Source organism: Novosphingobium sp. FW305-C-30-35 (assembly GCF_058783135.1).
The window spans coordinates 2778900-2795031 of sequence record NZ_JBYSYJ010000001.1; the positions used below are offsets into that span (position 1 = coordinate 2778900).

Sequence of the window (16132 nt, forward strand, 5' to 3'; positions counted from 1 at the left end):
GTGAATTACTCCCCTTGGTGTCGTACCCGCAGCGCGGGTTGAGGAGGCAACGCATGAACACGCATTAGTATCCCGTCGCAGAAAAAGGGCGCAGCATCCGAGAATGCCGCGCCCCCAGTTCCAGCGCATCAAAGGCTAGAGCCATCAGCCAAGGTTTGCGCTCACCATGCAGTACAGCATCGGCAGCGACAGCAGCAGATTGGTGCGGCTTGCGGCCAGCGCGCGCGGTGCGGCGGCAGCCTTTTCCTCAGCCGATGCCTCGACGATGCCGAGAATCTTCTTCTGGGCGGGCCAGATGATGAACCATACGTTGAACGCCATGATCAGCGCCAGCCACATGCCAAGGCCGATCATGTTGACGTTGCCTTCGCCCGAGAAGGTCATCGCCTGGTGGCCGTATCCGTTCACGAACGCGATGACGAGGCCGGTGATGACCGTAAGCAGCGCGGCATAGCGGAAGAAGAAGAACACCTTGGGTGCGATGTGACCCGTGATCGCGCCCTTCTGTTCGGCCGGGATCTTCGGCATGGTCGGCACCTGCACGAAGTTCAGGTAGTAGAGCAGGCCGATCCACAGGATGCCGAAGAAGGCGTGGAGCCAGCGGAACACCGAGTTGGCGTCGACCGGAGCGGATGCGCCGTAGCCCACCATCACCGCAATGGCAGCGACGAGACCGACTACGAGTACGAGATGAAGATTGCCAAAGAATTTGGCCATGTGATTTCCCCCTATGTGCAACCGTCATATGGCAGGAGCACGACCATGCCCCCACGGTTGCCGCGCATATTAGGCAGCGTGCCGCAAATGTCACACAAAATTAGGGTTGGGCTGCCAGCCTCTTCGGGAAGGACAGGCGCGCCTCAGTCGTGCGGAGGGTTCTGTTCTACCTCGGTCTGTTCGTCCATTGCCAACCCGTGCTTCATCAGCATGGGTATCTGGGCGAACGTGAACAGGAACGACAGTGAGGTCACACCCCAGAGCTTTGCCTGCAGCCAGATTTCGAAGTTGCCGTTGGCCGTATTGAAGAAGTACCGCAGGACTTCATTCAGCCCGGCCAGGAACAGGAAAAAGAACGCCCAGTTCCGCGACAGCTTCAGCCAGCCTTCCTCGTTCAGACCATCGAATGCGGCTTCGAGCAGGTAGCGCAGCATGGCCTTGCCCTTGGCAAGGCCAGCGAACAGCACGCCAGCAAAGAGCAGATATATCGCCGTTGGCTTGACCTGGATCCAGAAGGGATCGCCCAGCAGGACAGTCAGCGTCCCGAACCCGAGGATCAGCACGGTCGACAGCCACAGCATCGGCGAAATCTTGCCGAGCCGCAGCTTCGAGACGATCAAAGCCACGACGGTTGCGACCATGAAGGCTGCAGTGCCTTTGGTAACGGCCACCACCTCGGCCAGCCCGGCATCACCACTGTCGCGCTTGAAGTAGCGATAGGCGAGGAAGAACACGAGCAGCGGACCGTAATCGACCAGCAGGTTCAGCCAGGACGATTTGGGCTTCTTTCGGGCCTCGCTCACCGGAACACTCCTGCGATGACCTTGGCGACAAGGTCGGGATCGAACGGGCGCAGATCGTCGATCTTTTCGCCCACGCCGATCGCGTGGATCGGCAAGCCGTACTGCTCCGCCGCCGCCACCAGCACGCCGCCACGCGCGGTGCCGTCAAGCTTGGTCATGATCAGGCCGGTCACCCCTGCCACTTCCTTGAAGATCTCGATCTGCTGCAGCGCATTCTGTCCGTTGGTGGCATCCAGCACCAGCACCACGTCATGCGGGGCTTCCGGATTGAGGCGGCCGAGCACGCGGCGCACCTTTGCCAGTTCGTCCATCAGCTCGCGCTTGTTCTGGAGGCGGCCGGCGGTATCGACGATCAGGGTGTCGATGCCGGTGTCGGTGGCGGTCTTTACCGCATCGAACACGATGGCAGCCGGGTCGCCGCCCTCGGGGCCGGTGACGATGGGCACGCCGAGGCGATCGGCCCATACCTTGAGCTGGCCGATCGCCGCCGCACGGAAGGTGTCGCCCGCTGCCAGCATCACGCCGTAGTCCTGCTCCTGGAACAGGTGGGCAAGCTTGGCGATGGTGGTTGTCTTGCCCGATCCGTTGACGCCGATCACCAGGATCACCTGCGGACGAGGAAACGCCACGATTTCCAGCGGCTTGGCAACCGGGCGGAGGATCGCGGCGATCTCTTCGGCCACTGCTTCCTTCAGTCCCCGTTCGTCCACGCCGTTCTCGAACCGGGCGCTTTTCAGGCGTTCGCGGATGCGGGCGGCGGCACGGGGGCCGAGGTCGGACAGGATCAGCGCGTCCTCGATATCATCGAGTTGCTCGTCGCTCAGGCGGCTGCTTCCGACGATGCCGCCGAGATTTTCGGCAAGCCGCTCGGACGTCTTGCGGAATCCGCCGAGGATGCGGTCGGACCAGCTGGGGCTGGCGGTTTCGGCACTCATTCGAGTATTCCTTCAAAAATCCTGGTCGGCGTTACCGTGACGAGGCTCCCGACGGGAGTGCCTTCCGGAACGCGGTAGGTCGCAAAGTGTCCCGCATGGCCGGTTCCGTCGCGCTCGGCAAGGACTTGCGCAGGCGTGCCGAGGAGCGACTGCAGCCAATCCCGGCGTTGCCTGGCCACTTCGGCCCGGACTTCGGCCGCGCGTTCCCTGACGAGCACGGGATCGACTTGCGGCATGCGCGCTGCCGGCGTGCCGGGACGAGGGGAGTAGGGGAAGACGTGGCCGTGAACGACCGAGCAGTCGCGCACGATCGAGACATTGTCGGCGTGCATTTCGGGCGTCTCGGTCGGAAAACCTGCGATCAGGTCGGCGCCGATTGCTATGCCTGGGCGTCGCGCCTTCAAGCGCTGCACCAGATCGATCGCGTCATGGCGCGAGTGCCGCCGCTTCATCCGCTTGAGCACCATGTCGTTGCCGGACTGCAAGGACAGGTGGACGTGCGGCATAACGCGCGCCTCCTGCGTGATCAGTTCGAACAATAGCGGATCGATCTCCACGCCGTCGAGAGAGGACAGCCGCAAACGGGGCAGGGCGGGAAAAGCGTCCAGGATCGCCGCGACAAGATCACCAAGCCGCGGGCTACCGGGCAGGTCCGCGCCCCATGAAGTGACATCGACACCCGTCAGAACCACCTCGTTGACGCCCTCGAGCCGCGCGATCGCTTCGATGACTGCTGCTGTCGCGAGCGAAACGCTGGTCCCCCGGCCTTGCGGGATGATGCAGAAGGTGCAGGCGTGATCGCATCCGTTCTGCACCGGCACAAAGGCGCGTGTGTGAGACGTGCCGCTTCCCCGCGAAGGCAGGGGCCGCAGCCGGTTTACGGAAGGTTCCGTCGCAACACCGAGGTCCCCGCCTTCGCGGGGACGCCATGTGGCGGGCTTCAGCTTGTCGGCATTCGGCACCACCGCATCGACCTCGGCCATTCCGGCGAAGGCGTCCTGCTCGATCGTGGCGGCGCAGCCGGTCACCACGAGCCGGGCATCGGGATTTTCCCGCCGCAGCCTGCGCACTGCGCGGCGTGACTGGCGCACGGCTTCGGCGGTCACGGCGCAGGAGTTGACGACCACGGTCGGCGGTCCATCAGCGAGAAACCCGCTGATCGCCTCGCTTTCGGCAATGTTGAGGCGGCAGCCGAGAGAGACGACCTGTCCGCTCATGCGGGGAAATCAGCGTCCTCGAAGGAGCCTTCGAAGCTCAGCGCGGCAGGACCGGTCATTTCGATCGAGCCGCCTTCCGGCCAGGCGATGGTGAGGGGGCCGCCGGGCAGGTCGACGCGGACCTTGCGGCCGGTCAGCTTGCGACGCATGGCTGCCACGGCGGTCGCGCAGGCGCCGGTGCCGCAGGCGCGGGTCACGCCTGCACCGCGCTCCCACACGCGCAGTCTGAGGTGATCGGAGCCGACCACGCTGGCAACATTGACGTTTACGCGCTCGGGAAAAACCGCATCGTTTTCAATGATGGGGCCCAGTCTTTCAAGCTCTACCGCATCGGCATCGGGCACGAAGAATACCGCATGGGGGTTGCCGACATTGACGCCGACGGGATTTTCCAACTCTTCCCAGCCAAGCGGCAACTCCAGGGTATCCATGGCATAACTCAGGGGTATCTCCTGCCAGCCAAAGCGGGGCAGGCCCATGTCCACGGTCACGCCATCCTCGCCCGCCTCGGAGCGGATCAGGCCACCTAGGGTCTCGATCGAGTTCGTTCCCCCGAGCAGAAGTCCAACAGCCCGGCTGGCATTGCCGCAAGCCTCGACCTCGCCGCCGTCGTTGTTGAAGATGCGCATGCGCACGTCGGCGACCTGCGATGGTTCGAGCACGATGAGCTGGTCGCAGCCAACGCCGGTGCGGCGGTCGGCCAGCGCGGCGGCGCGGCGCGTGGTCATCGCCACCGGCGTCTCTCGTGCGTCGATCACCACGAAATCGTTGCCGAGGCCATGCATCTTGCGGAAGGGAATGCGCATGGCGCGCGACTTAGGGATTGCCGCGCCTCGTGGCAATCATTTCGCCGAAAATCACGCCGTGGCCGCTCGCGGCATTTCGGGCAGTTCGTTGACCGAGATCGCGGGGGCGCTGGGCAACAGGTTGTAGCTGGCCAGCAGGGCCCGTACGGCGTCTGCGTCTTCAGGCTGACCGTAGAGATAGCCCTGGCCCTTGAAGGAGCCGTATTTGCGCAGTTCGTCGAGCACTTCCGGGCTTTCGATGCCTTCGGCAGTGATCGGCAGGTCCATGCCCTTCCCGAGCGACGAGATCGCTTCGATGATGGTACCGCTGTCCTTGCTCTTGCCGAGCGTCGAGACGAAGAAGCGGTCGATCTTGATCCGGTCGAAGGGCAGGGTGCGCAGCTGCGCCAATGACGAATAACCGGTGCCGAAATCGTCGAGGCTGATGCGGATGCCTTGATTCTTCAGGCTGGTGATCAGGGTGCGCACGACGCCGACGTTTTCATGCAGGCATGTTTCGGTAATCTCGATGTCGAGCCGGTGCGGCGGGAAGTTGGCTTCGACCAGCAGTTTGAGCAGCTTCTGGGCAAACCACGGATCGCGCAGCTGCAGCGGCGAGATGTTGACCGAGAGAGTGAGGCGAGGGTCCCATTCGCGCGCATCGCGCAGCGCCTGACGGATAAGGCTTTCCGACAGCTCCGAGATCAGGCCGATTTCTTCTGCGATCGGAATGAAAAGTTCGGGCGAGAGCAGGCCATGCCTGGGGCTCTTCCAGCGGGCAAGCATTTCGAAGCCGGTCAGCTCGCCGGTGTCGAGATCGACCTGCTTTTCATAATAGGGCACGAATTCGCCGCGAGGAATACCTTCGCGGATGCCGCGTTCGAGTTCGCTGCGGAAGCGCAGTTCGCTCTCCATGTTCTGTTCGAACCAGTAGTAGCGGTTCCGTCCGCCCTTCTTTGCCTGGTACATGGCCAGGTCGGCGCGGTGGATCAGCAGTTCCGCCAGGGTGCCGGCGTCGTTCGGGTCGGCCGGTCCCGTGTTGGCAAGGCCAATGGAGGCTGTCACTTCAAGTGCGAGTCCGTCGATTTCCACCGGGCGCGCGATCGAAGAGTTCAGGCGGATCATCAGGCGGTCGATGGCTTCGACATGATCCGGATCGTAAATGGTGGCAAAGGCGAATTCGTCGCCGCCAAGGCGCGCCATGATCGATTTCTCGGGCAACAGCGCGCGAATCCGTTCGGCGGTCTGCAGCAGCACGGCATCGCCAGCCTGGTGGCCGTGCGCATCGTTCGACTTCTTGAAGTTGTCGAGATCCATCATCATCGCCACCACCTCATGACCGGTGGCCCGGGCGGTGTGGATCATGTCCTGCAGGGCAGGGCCGATACTCCGGCGGTTGAGGCAGCCGGTGAGGGGGTCGGTATGGGCCAGTCTGTGGGCCACTTCCTCGGCAACACGGCGCTGGCCGACTTCGCGGGTGAGATCGACATAGCGCCGCCAACCGAACAGGAGGAGGGCGATATTGAGCACAAGCGCGGTGCCGAGCATCGGTTCTTGCGGCCTTGCGCCCGTCGCGAGTGAATGCAGGAAATCGCGCAGCACGGATGAGCCGTTCGCCACGAAGAGCAGCACGGCTGCAATGATGACGCCGGGACCCACGATGTCGTGATCCCGCCGGTCCTTGAGCGCGATGCTTGTGGCATCCGGCTCGTTGAACTTGATAGGCGCTGTCGCCATGCCCCCGCTTTCATCTCTGCCGCATGTCCTGCGGCCCGATTCCGTCAGGGCCATGGCTAAGGGAACGTCCTGAAATTTTGGTTAAGGACTGTTTCTGACGCAGGGCAGGCGTTGCGGGCGGACAGCAGGCCGGGTGGCCAATCGGCCCAAGCTGCTTGCCTTGCGGGCAAAGCGAGGCTAAGGGGCAGGCCTGCGAGCGCCATTGCGTCTTGCGGATTCGACAACGGCCCCTGTTCAGGATGCCACACGCTGGTCGGCGAGGTTTCGCCCACCGGCGTTTTTCGCGTTACGCGAGAGTGGTTCCCGATCAAGGGCATGATGATGGGAATTGCGCGTGTTCGACAGTCTTTCAGACCGGCTTGGAGGCGTATTCGATCGCCTGCGTGGCCGCGGCGCGCTGCGTGAGGAAGATGTCCTTGCGGCGATGCGCGAAGTGCGGATCGCGTTGCTTGAGGCCGACGTTGCCCTTCCCGTCGTTCGCCGATTTATTGACTCCGTTTCGGAGCAAGCCGTTGGCCAGTCGGTCCTGAAGTCGGTCACGCCCGGCCAGCAGGTCGTCAAGATCGTCAACGATGCGCTGGTCGAGATGCTTGGCGGCGGCACGGCCGAGCTTGACCTGAACGCCGCGCCGCCCGTTGTGATCATGATGGTCGGCCTGCAGGGGTCGGGCAAGACCACCAGCACGGCCAAGATCGGCAAGTTGCTGAAGGAAAAGCAGGGCAAGAAGGTCCTGATGGCCTCGCTGGACGTCAATCGTCCGGCGGCGCAGGAACAGCTTCGCGTTCTGGGCGAACAGGCGGGCGTTGCCACGCTGCCGATCATCACCGGGCAGCAGCCGGTCGACATCGCCACCCGCGCCGTGAACGCGGCCAAGCTGCAGGCGGTCGACGTCCTTCTGCTCGACACCGCAGGCCGACTCCACGTCGATCAGGCGCTGATGGACGAGATGAAGGCGGTTGCCGCTGTCTCGGCCCCGAAGGAAACGCTGCTCGTCGTCGACTCGCTGACGGGCCAGGATGCGGTCAACGTTGCACAGTCGTTCTCGGGCGAAGTCGATCTTACCGGCGTGATCCTCACCCGCATGGACGGTGATGCGCGTGGCGGTGCGGCGCTGTCGATGCGGGCCGTCACCGGCAAGCCGATCAAGTTTGCCGCAACCGGCGAAAAGCTCGACGCGATCGAGCCGTTCCATCCGGAGCGCGTCGCTGGCCGTATCCTTGGCATGGGCGACATCGTGTCCATCGTCGAGAAGGCGGCGGCGACGATCCAGGCGGAAGACGCCGAGAAGCTCGCCCAGCGCATGGCCAAGGGTCAGTTCGACATGAACGACCTGCGCACCCAGTTGCGCCAGATGCAGAACATGGGCGGTCTTGGTGTGCTGGCGGGCATGATGCCGGGCATGAAGAAGGCCAAGGCGGCGATGGCGCAGTCCGGCATGGACGACAAGGTGCTGCTGCGCATGGACGCGATCATCGGTTCGATGACGCCCAAGGAACGCGAGAAGCCCGAACTGCTCAACGCCAAGCGCAAGATCCGCGTCGCCAAGGGTTCCGGCACACAGGTGCAGGACGTCAACAAGCTTCTGAAGATGCACCAGGAAATGGCCAAGGCCATGAAGCAGATCAAGAAGATGGGCGGCCTCAAGGGGCTGGGCGCGCTTTTCGGCAAGGGTGGCCTTGGCGCCGCGATGCCGGGGCTGGACCAGCAGATGGGGCCCGGGGGCTTGGGCGGAGGTCTCGGCGGTCTGGGTGGGGGCGGCCTGCCCGGTCTGGGTTCGGGCGGCTTGCCGGGCAATCTCGGCGACCTGCTCAAGAAGAAGTGATTTCGAGTTTCGCAGTTCACACAGTTTGATTGAAAGGTAGTTCAAATGTCCGTTTCTATGCGTCTTTCGCGCGGTGGTTCGAAGAAGCGCCCGTACTACAAGATCGTCGTTTCCAACAGCCGCGCCCCGCGTGACGGCAAGTACCTCGAGCAGGTCGGCACCTACAACCCGCTGCTCGCCAAGGACGACGAGAACCGCGTGCGCCTGGTCGAAGACCGCGTGCGTTACTGGATCGGCGTTGGCGCGCAGCCGACCGATCGCGTTGCCCGCATGCTCGACAAGGCTGGCATCAAGGAGCGCAAGCCCACCAACAACCCGCAGGCTGGCGAACCCGGCAAGAAGGCCAAGGAGCGCGCCGAGGAAAAGGCCGAGAAGGCTCGTGAAGCTGCTGAAGCCGCTGCTGCCGCATCGGCTGCTCCGGCCGAGGAAGCTCCGGCTGCCGAAGCTGCTGCTGAAGAACAGACGGAAGCCTGATCTTGCGCGACCGGCCCGTCACGCTCGCCGCCATCACTGGCGCACATGGGGTGACGGGCGAGGTCCGCTTGAAGCTGTTCGGTGAAGGCGTGGCGGCGCTCAAGCGCTACCGCGCCTTCAACGATTCTGGCGATGGTTCTGGGCTGACCGTCGTAAAGCTGAAGGACGACGGCAAGGGCGGCGCGATCGCCCGCTTTGCCGAAGTGCCCGATCGCACAGCGGCGGAGAAGCTGCGCGGCACGGCGCTGACCGTGCGCCGCTCGGAAATGCCGCCCCTGCCCGAGGGCGAGTACTATCACGCCGACCTGATCGGCCTGCCGGCGGTCTCGACCGATGGCGAGGCGCTTGGCGAATGCATCGCGGTCGAGAACTTCGGCGCGGGCGACGTGATCGAGATTCGCAAGGCCGATGGCAAGAAGTTCATGGTGCCGATGAAACCGCAAGCGGTTCCGGAATGGACCGACGAGCGGATTGTGATTGAGGCGGGCTGGGTCGAGTAGTATATACGTCGCGTATATACGGAGGCCGTGATGGCAGACGACGACAAGGTCCGCGAAGAACGCAAGAAATTCAACATGCGGGCGTTCGGTTCTGCCCCTTGGCTGAAAGCCATCGAGAAGCAGCGTCACCGCACCAAGGTGTTCAGGTCGGGTAACTCTCTTGCCGTCCGCATCCCGGCTGGCACCAAGCTTTCCGCCGGAATGGAGATGGACCTTTTGGTCGAGGATGGGCAGTTCCTGTCCTACGAGCCTGTCGAGCAGCCCAAGCGGATGTTCAATATCGACAAGGTGGCGGGGTCGGCTACGAGCCTAAAGCCGATCCGGCGCGAGGATCGTATTTTCGAAGACCGCCCGCTGCGCAGTCGTGACTCTTCAAAGGACGAGCAGTGAAGTACCTGCTCGACAGCAACATCATCATCGCGCTGGTCATGAACCAGGATTCGGGCGTCTATGCACGTGCATCGCAATGCGAGGCGGGTGAGATGGTGACGTCCGCCGTTTGCTATGCCGAAGTCGCCTACGGTTCTGCAAACGAGAAGCCGCCTGCGACTGAACAGCTTCGCGCGTTTGTCGAGGAAGTGCCCATACTGGACTTCGATTTCAAGGCGGCGCAGGCTTATGCCACACTCCCGTTCAAGCGCGCGAGCTATGACCGGCTGATCGCGGCGCATGCACTGTCACACGGGTTGATCGTGGTGACGGACAACGAGGCGGACTTCCGGGATGTGCCGGGGTTGGTGGTTGAGAACTGGACGGTTTGATGTTCGATCTCAGCTCCCTCTGTGATGTATCTGGAGCCGACGAGTTACTCGTTGCCGCATGTACGGCGTTCATTGGCGCTGTTTTAGGGGCGGGAGCGAAGGTCTTGCCGTCCCTCGTTTGGCTCGGTCCACCGATTGAGCCGATGTCCTTATCCGGCTTCGGGCTGGGCTGTCTTACTCCCATTGGATTGACCATCGCGCTAGCTGTCGTAGTCTCCATGATCGTGCCCGGCGTAGAAGAGTGCGCATCTACCGATGTCATTGGCTATCCGCTGTTGGCGCTTCTGTTGGGCCCAGTCTCGATCTACGGGGCATTCTTCCTGACCTCCAAATTCAGTAGATTCAAATGACCTTCGCCGCCACCGTCCTGACTCTCTACCCCGAGATGTTCCCCGGTCCGCTCGGCGTCAGCCTTGCCGGACGCGCGTTGCGTGAGGGGACGTGGGCGATGGATGCGGTGCAGATCCGGGACTTTGCCATCGACAGGCACAAGACCGTTGACGACACGCCGGCAGGCGGCGGGGCGGGGATGGTGTTGCGGGTGGATGTGCTCGCCAAGGCGATCGAGCATGCGCGGGAAGAGCATCCCGGCTGCCCGGTGATCGCCATGACGCCGCGCGGCAAGCCGCTGACGCAGGAGCGGGTGCGGGAGCTTGCCGAGGGGCCGGGCGTGATCGTCCTGTGTGGCCGTTTCGAGGGCTTCGACGAGCGCATTTTCGAAGGCCGCGACGTCGAGGAAGTCTCGGTCGGCGATATTGTTTTGTCCGGCGGCGAATGTGCCGCGCTGATGCTGCTGGACGCTTGCATTCGGCTGCTTCCCGGCGTAATGGGCGCGGCTTCTAGCGGGCATGAAGAGTCGTTCGAGAACGGCCTCCTCGAATACCCGCACTATACCCGACCCCAGGAATGGGAAGGGCGCACGATCCCTGAAGTGCTGCGATCGGGGGATCATGCGAAGATCGCGGCTTGGCGCAAGTCACAGTCCGAGATCGATACACGGTTACGCAGGCCGGACCTTTGGGAGCGCCACATCGGCGTTCGGGTCCAGTCTGCCTCTGGCGCGCAGCATGAAGTGCAGGATGATTGAAAATGAACCTGATTCAGCAGCTTGAAGCTGAAGCCATCGCCGAATTCAAGGCGAAGAAGGAAATTCCGGACTTCCGCGCTGGCGATACTGTCCGCGTTGGCGTGCGCGTCGTCGAAGGCGAGCGTACCCGCGTCCAGGCCTACGAAGGCGTGTGCATCGCGCGTTCGAACCGTGGCCTCGGCTCGAACTTCACCGTTCGCAAGATTTCGTTCGGCGAAGGCGTGGAGCGCGTGTTCCCGCTCTACTCGCCCAACATCGATTCGATTACCGTGGTGCGTCGTGGTGTCGTGCGTCGTGCGAAGCTTTACTATCTTCGTGGCCGCACGGGTAAATCGGCGCGTATTGCTGAGCGTAAGGTCACCAAGGCCTGAGCAACGCCCCGACGCGGATAACGTGTTCAGAAAGGCGTCCTGGCTCAGAGCCAGGGCGCCTTTTCTGCTTTCATACGCAACCATTTCGGGCCACCTAGGCGCATCGCAAACACGCCCCGGACGTGGAGCCGGGCCAGAGGATACCGAAAACCCATGCGTCACTTCCGCCTGCTCGCCGCCTGCGCGCTTGTCTCTTTCGTCGCTGCGCCTGCGCTTGCCCAACAGGGAACCCCGATGACCACTGCCGAGTCCGCTCCAGCCCCGGCCGAAGCGAAAGACCTGACGTTCGAGCGCGTGTTCGCCAGTCCGAGCCTCAATGGCCCGGCGCCGCGGGCGGTGAAGCTATCGCCCGATGGTCGCTACCTGACGCTGCTGCGCAACCGCGCCGACGACCGCGAGCGCTATGACCTGTGGGGCTTCGACCGCCAGACGGCTGAGTGGAAGATGCTGGTGGATTCGCTCAAGCTCTCGTCCGGCCGCCAGTTGACCGAGGCCGAGAAGATGCAGCGCGAACGCCAGCGCATCGGCGATCTCAAGGGCATCGTGTCGTACGAGTGGAGCGCGGACGGCAAGTCTGTGCTGGTGCCGGTGGACGGCGACCTGCTGCTGGCCGGGCTCGACGGCTCGGTGCGCAAGGTTGAAGGAACCAAGGGGGGTGAGCTGACGCCGAAGCTGGGGCCGAAGGGCGAGCACATCGCCTTTGTGCGCGACCGCCGTCTGTGGGCAGGGCCGGTGACCGGTGGGGCAGCGCAGGCGATCACGCCGGAAGAGGCGAATGCCGACGTCCATTGGGGCGAGGCCGAGTTTGTCGCACAGGAGGAAATGAACCGCTTCAACGGCTTCTGGTGGTCTCCCGATGAAAGCCGCATCGCGGTAGAGCGCTTTGACGAAAGCATGGTCGGCGTGGTCACGCGCGCCGCTATCGGTGCGGAAGGCACCAAGACTTTCGATCAGCGCTATCCGGCTGCGGGCACGCCCAACGCCGAAGTCTCGCTCTACGTGATGGGGCCGGATGGCTCGAACCGCGTGCAGGTCGATCTGGGCAAGGACAAGGACATCTACCTCGCCCGCGTCGACTGGGCGCCCGATGGCAAGACGCTCTACGTCCAGCGCATGAACCGTGAGCAGACCGTGCTCGACATGCTCAAGGTCGATCCTGCGACCGGTAAGTCGAGCGTGCTGTTCAGCGAGAAGGCGGCGGACAGGCACTGGATCGATCTTTCGGACAGCTATCGCTTTCTTTCGGACGGCAGCCTTGTCTGGTGGTCGCAGCGCGATGGCTTCGGGCATCTGTACCGCTTCAACAAGGGCAAGTGGAGCCAGCTGACCAAGGGTGAGTGGGTCGTCACCGGCCTGGTCGGCGTCGACGAGAAGGGCGGCAAGCTTTACCTGACGGGCACCAAGGACGACGTTCTGGCGCAACAGGTCTATGCGATGGACCTCAAGGCGCCGGGCAAGCTGACCCGTCTTACCGAACTCGGCTGGGTCAACAGCGCGGGCATGGACAAGAGCGGCCAGACGCTGATGATCACGCGATCGTCGGACGCACAGCCGGCGCAGTCCTATATTGCGGACACCACGGGCAAGCGCCTGGCGTGGATCGAGGAGAACAAGGTCACTGGCTCGCACCCCTATGCGCCCTACCTTGCCAGCCATCGTCCCGCGCAATTCGGCACCATCCCAGCGGCTGATGGCACGCCGCTGCACTACATGATGATCACGCCACCGCTGGAGCCCGGCAAGAAGTACCCGGTGTTCACCTACCACTACGGCGGGCCGACCGCGCAAGTGGTAGCCAAGGGCTTCCAGGGCGCGCTGGCGCAGGCGATTGTCGACAAGGGCTACATCTACTTCGCGATCGACAATCGCGGGTCGGAGAACCGCGGCGTGAAGTTCGCCTCGGCGCTGCACCACGCGATGGGCACGGTCGAGGTCGAGGACCAGCTGGCAGGCGCCAACTGGCTGAAGAAGCAGAACTTCGTCGATGCCGACAAGATCAGCACCTTCGGCTGGTCTTATGGCGGCTACATGTCGATCAAGATGCTCGAGGCCAATCCAGGCGCCTATGCGGCGGGCATTGCCGTGGCGCCGGTGACCAAGTGGCAGATGTACGACACGACCTATACCGAGCGTTACCTGGGCGATCCGAACAAGCTGCCGCAAGTCTACGAGAAGTCGAACGCGCTGGCCGACACCGGCAAGATAAGCGATCCGCTGCTCGTCATCCACGGCATGGCCGACGACAACGTGGTGTTCGAGAATGCGTCGGCGATCATCGCCAAGATGCAGGCCGAGGCGGTGCCGTTCGAGATGATGCTCTATCCCGGCTACACGCACCGCATCAGCGGGCCGAAGGTGAGCCAGCACTTGTACGAGACGATTTTCCGCTTCCTTGACCGTAATGGCGCAGGGAGTGGCAAGTAGCCTCACTTCATGGGCCTAAAGCCCAAAACACTTGGCTGGTCGGAACCAGCCGCTAGGGAACGGCCCGTCCGCTGTTGAAGGGCGGGCCGCAGGAAGGGAATGGAAATGGGTTACCGGGTTGTAGTGGTCGGTGCGACGGGGAATGTGGGCCGCGAGATGCTCAACATTCTGGCCGAGCGCGAGTTTCCCTGCGACGAGATCGCGGCGGTTGCTTCGTCGCGTTCGCAGGGCACCGAGATCGAGTTCGGCGAAACGGGCAGGATGCTGAAAGTCCAGAACGTCGACAATTTCGATTTCACCGGCTGGGACATTGCCCTGTTCGCAGCGGGTTCGGGCCCGACGCAGGTTCATGCCCCCCGCGCTGCCGCCGCAGGCTGCGTAGTGATCGACAACTCGTCGCTCTACCGCATGGACCCGGACGTGCCGCTGATCGTGCCCGAGGTTAACCCGGATGCAATCGACGGCTATACCGCGAAGAACATCATCGCCAATCCGAACTGCTCGACCGCGCAGATGGTCGTTGCATTGAAGCCGCTGCACGATGCTGCGAAGATCAAGCGCGTCGTCGTCTCGACCTATCAGTCGGTTTCCGGCGCGGGCAAGGAAGGCATGGACGAGCTGTTCGAACAGAGCCGTGCGATCTTCGTCGGCGACCCGGTCGAGCCCAGGAAGTTCACCAAGCAGATCGCCTTCAACGTGATCCCGCACATCGACGTCTTCCTTGACGATGGTTCGACCAAGGAAGAGTGGAAGATGGTCGCCGAAACCAAGAAGATCCTCGATCCCAAGGTCAAGGTCACGGCCACCTGCGTGCGCGTGCCGGTGTTCATCGGTCACTCGGAATCGCTGAATATCGAGTTCGAGAACGAGATTTCGGCCGAGGAAGCGCAGAACATCCTGCGCGAAGCGCCGGGCGTGATGCTGATCGACAAGCGCGAGAACGGCGGATACGTGACGCCGGTCGAATGCGTGGGCGATTTCGCCACTTTCGTTTCGCGCGTGCGCGAGGATTCGACCATCGACAATGGCCTGAACATCTGGTGCGTTTCGGACAACCTGCGCAAGGGTGCGGCACTGAACGCGGTGCAGATCGCCGAGCTGCTCGGCCGTCGCCACCTCAAGAAGGGCTGATCATCGCATGACGGAAGCAACCACCGAGTTCTTCCCAGGCTTTGGCGGAGCGCAATTGGCGCTGCATCGCTTAGGCGCGGGAAGACCGGTGGTGCTTCTGCATGGCCTGTTTTCCTCCGCCGAGGTCAACTGGATCAAGTTCGGAACGGCGGCGAAGCTGGTCGAGGCGGGCTTCGAATGCCTGATGCCCGATCTGCGCGTGCATGGGCACAGCGCTGCACCGCATGACCCGGCCGCCTATCCCCAGGACGTGCTGGTGCGCGATCTTGAGGCTTTGGTGGCGCATCTTGGCCTGACAGACTTCGATCTTGTCGGTTTTTCGCTGGGCTCGCGAACCGCAGCGCGCGCAGTGATTGGTGGCATGAGACCGCGCAAGCTGGTGCTTTCGGGCATGGGACTCGAAGGGCTTGCCGGCTGGGCGCGGCGGCAGGACTTCTTCCTCGACGTCATCAATCGGTTCGGCACCATCAAGCGCGACGATCCGGCATACTTCTCGCAGCAGTTCCTAAAGACCATGGGCGTTGACCGGCTGGCGGCGCGGATGCTGCTCGGCACCATGGCGGACACCGATCCGGCAGAGCTTTCCGCGATTACCATGCCGACACAGGTGCTGTGCGGCGATCAGGACAATGACAACGGATCGGCCGAACGGTTGGCCGAAGCCCTGCCCGATGCGACGCTGACGTTCATCCCCGGCACGCATATGAGTTGCGTGACACGTCCGGAAATGGGGGAGCGTCTGGCCGAATTCCTCGCCTGAGGGGGACGCAAAAAAGGTTGTCAGAGCCCTCTTGCCGACAGCGTGCAATGATGGCAGCTTCGATCCCACAAACGAACGGGCCGGCAAGAGCCCTTTTCGGGATTGAGAATGCGAATGATCTGGAAGAGCCTGCTGGCGGCGGCTGCCGTCAGCGTTCTTGCCCCTTCGGCAGCTCAGGCGGCAACTGCCACCGTCAGCGCGGTAAAGCCGGAAGGTGTGGCTGAAGCGTTGAAGAACCTGGGGTATACTGCCGAACTCGCCAAAGACGCCAACGGCGATCCACTGATCAACACAGAGATCGGGGGCTGGCAGGCAGCGCTGCTGTTTTACGAATGCAACGAAAAGACCCATGACGGGTGCCAGTCGCTGCAATTCGTGGCGAATTTCACGCCCGAGAAGAAGTTCACTGCCGAAGACGCCGTGCGCTTCAACCGCAATACCCGTTTTGCCTCGGTCTCACTGGGCAAGGACGATGCCGTGATGATGACATGGGACATGGTCACCGGGAAGGGCATAGACTTCGAGGTTTTCTCCAACTCGGTCGATATGTTCCGCAGCGCCATGGATACGCTGGGCGCGGAAGTCTTCAAGTAATCAGGACCCCGCTT

The 16132-nt window shown here is 63.0% G+C and carries 18 protein-coding genes; 12 read left to right on the plus strand and 6 right to left on the minus strand.

Translation table 11 applies throughout. From position 1 onward, the window contains the following. Positions 1-144 precede the first annotated feature (144 nt). From AC3WLM_RS13805 to AC3WLM_RS13830, 6 genes are all read right to left on the minus strand, one after another. Positions 145-717, minus strand: coding sequence for a urate hydroxylase PuuD (locus AC3WLM_RS13805; protein ID WP_039337478.1), 573 nt, complete (start codon positions 715-717; stop codon positions 145-147). Positions 718-860: 143 nt separating this feature from the next. Continuing rightward, positions 861-1520, minus strand: coding sequence for an inner membrane-spanning protein YciB (locus tag AC3WLM_RS13810; protein ID WP_039337479.1), 660 nt, complete (start codon positions 1518-1520; stop codon positions 861-863). After that, a complete protein-coding gene (gene ftsY / locus AC3WLM_RS13815; RefSeq protein WP_039337482.1) occupies positions 1517-2455 on the minus strand; it encodes a signal recognition particle-docking protein FtsY in 939 nt (312 codons plus the stop codon). Before ftsY ends, AC3WLM_RS13810 begins: the two co-directional genes overlap by 4 nt. Further along, positions 2452-3672, minus strand: a complete 1221-nt coding sequence (locus tag AC3WLM_RS13820; protein WP_492477645.1) for a MiaB/RimO family radical SAM methylthiotransferase — start codon at positions 3670-3672, stop codon at positions 2452-2454. The genes ftsY and AC3WLM_RS13820 overlap by 4 nt, the downstream gene beginning before the upstream one ends. After that, the gene (gene dapF / locus AC3WLM_RS13825; protein WP_492477646.1) at positions 3669-4478 is read right to left on the minus strand and encodes a diaminopimelate epimerase; all 810 of its coding nucleotides are present in this window, start codon (positions 4476-4478) and stop codon (positions 3669-3671) included. Before dapF ends, AC3WLM_RS13820 begins: the two co-directional genes overlap by 4 nt. A gap of 51 nt (positions 4479-4529) precedes the next feature. Beyond that, positions 4530-6194 (minus strand): putative bifunctional diguanylate cyclase/phosphodiesterase, encoded by a 1665-nt coding sequence (locus AC3WLM_RS13830; protein ID WP_492477647.1) that lies wholly within the window; start codon positions 6192-6194, stop codon positions 4530-4532. 334 nt (positions 6195-6528) lie between these two features. Here AC3WLM_RS13830 and ffh point away from each other — a divergent pair, with 334 nt between their 5' ends. From ffh to AC3WLM_RS13890, 12 genes are all read left to right on the plus strand, one after another. Further along, positions 6529-8016 carry a signal recognition particle protein gene (gene ffh / locus AC3WLM_RS13835; protein WP_062780479.1) on the plus strand — a complete coding sequence of 496 codons (1488 nt, stop codon included), beginning with the start codon at positions 6529-6531 and terminating at the stop codon, positions 8014-8016. A 45-nt stretch (positions 8017-8061) separates the two neighbouring features. Continuing rightward, a complete protein-coding gene (gene rpsP, locus AC3WLM_RS13840; protein WP_039334735.1) occupies positions 8062-8490 on the plus strand; it encodes a 30S ribosomal protein S16 in 429 nt (142 codons plus the stop codon). A 2-nt stretch (positions 8491-8492) separates the two neighbouring features. Continuing rightward, entirely contained in the window at positions 8493-8990 is a 498-nt protein-coding gene (gene rimM, locus AC3WLM_RS13845) for a ribosome maturation factor RimM (protein WP_039334736.1), read from the plus strand. Between the two features lie 30 nt (positions 8991-9020). Continuing rightward, entirely contained in the window at positions 9021-9380 is a 360-nt protein-coding gene (locus AC3WLM_RS13850; RefSeq protein WP_492477648.1) for an AbrB/MazE/SpoVT family DNA-binding domain-containing protein, read from the plus strand. Continuing rightward, a complete protein-coding gene (locus AC3WLM_RS13855; protein WP_427466511.1) occupies positions 9377-9751 on the plus strand; it encodes a type II toxin-antitoxin system VapC family toxin in 375 nt (124 codons plus the stop codon). The genes AC3WLM_RS13850 and AC3WLM_RS13855 overlap by 4 nt, the downstream gene beginning before the upstream one ends. After that, positions 9751-10101: a hypothetical protein gene (locus AC3WLM_RS13860; RefSeq protein WP_427466510.1), complete on the plus strand. Its 351-nt coding sequence runs from the start codon at positions 9751-9753 to the stop codon at positions 10099-10101. Before AC3WLM_RS13855 ends, AC3WLM_RS13860 begins: the two co-directional genes overlap by 1 nt. Next, a complete protein-coding gene (gene trmD, locus AC3WLM_RS13865; protein WP_492477649.1) occupies positions 10098-10838 on the plus strand; it encodes a tRNA (guanosine(37)-N1)-methyltransferase TrmD in 741 nt (246 codons plus the stop codon). Before AC3WLM_RS13860 ends, trmD begins: the two co-directional genes overlap by 4 nt. 2 nt (positions 10839-10840) lie before the next feature. Next, on the plus strand, positions 10841-11209 hold the full coding sequence (rplS, locus tag AC3WLM_RS13870) for a 50S ribosomal protein L19 (RefSeq protein ID WP_011445066.1): 369 nt from the start codon (positions 10841-10843) through the stop codon (positions 11207-11209). A 153-nt stretch (positions 11210-11362) separates the two neighbouring features. After that, entirely contained in the window at positions 11363-13633 is a 2271-nt protein-coding gene (locus AC3WLM_RS13875) for a S9 family peptidase (RefSeq protein ID WP_492477650.1), read from the plus strand. Positions 13634-13738: 105 nt separating this feature from the next. Next, positions 13739-14764: an aspartate-semialdehyde dehydrogenase gene (locus AC3WLM_RS13880; RefSeq protein ID WP_039334753.1), complete on the plus strand. Its 1026-nt coding sequence runs from the start codon at positions 13739-13741 to the stop codon at positions 14762-14764. A gap of 7 nt (positions 14765-14771) precedes the next feature. Next, the gene (locus AC3WLM_RS13885) at positions 14772-15524 is read left to right on the plus strand and encodes an alpha/beta fold hydrolase (RefSeq protein ID WP_039334756.1); all 753 of its coding nucleotides are present in this window, start codon (positions 14772-14774) and stop codon (positions 15522-15524) included. Positions 15525-15638: 114 nt separating this feature from the next. Then, positions 15639-16118: a YbjN domain-containing protein gene (locus tag AC3WLM_RS13890; protein ID WP_231735422.1), complete on the plus strand. Its 480-nt coding sequence runs from the start codon at positions 15639-15641 to the stop codon at positions 16116-16118. The last annotated feature ends 14 nt before the right edge of the window (positions 16119-16132 follow it).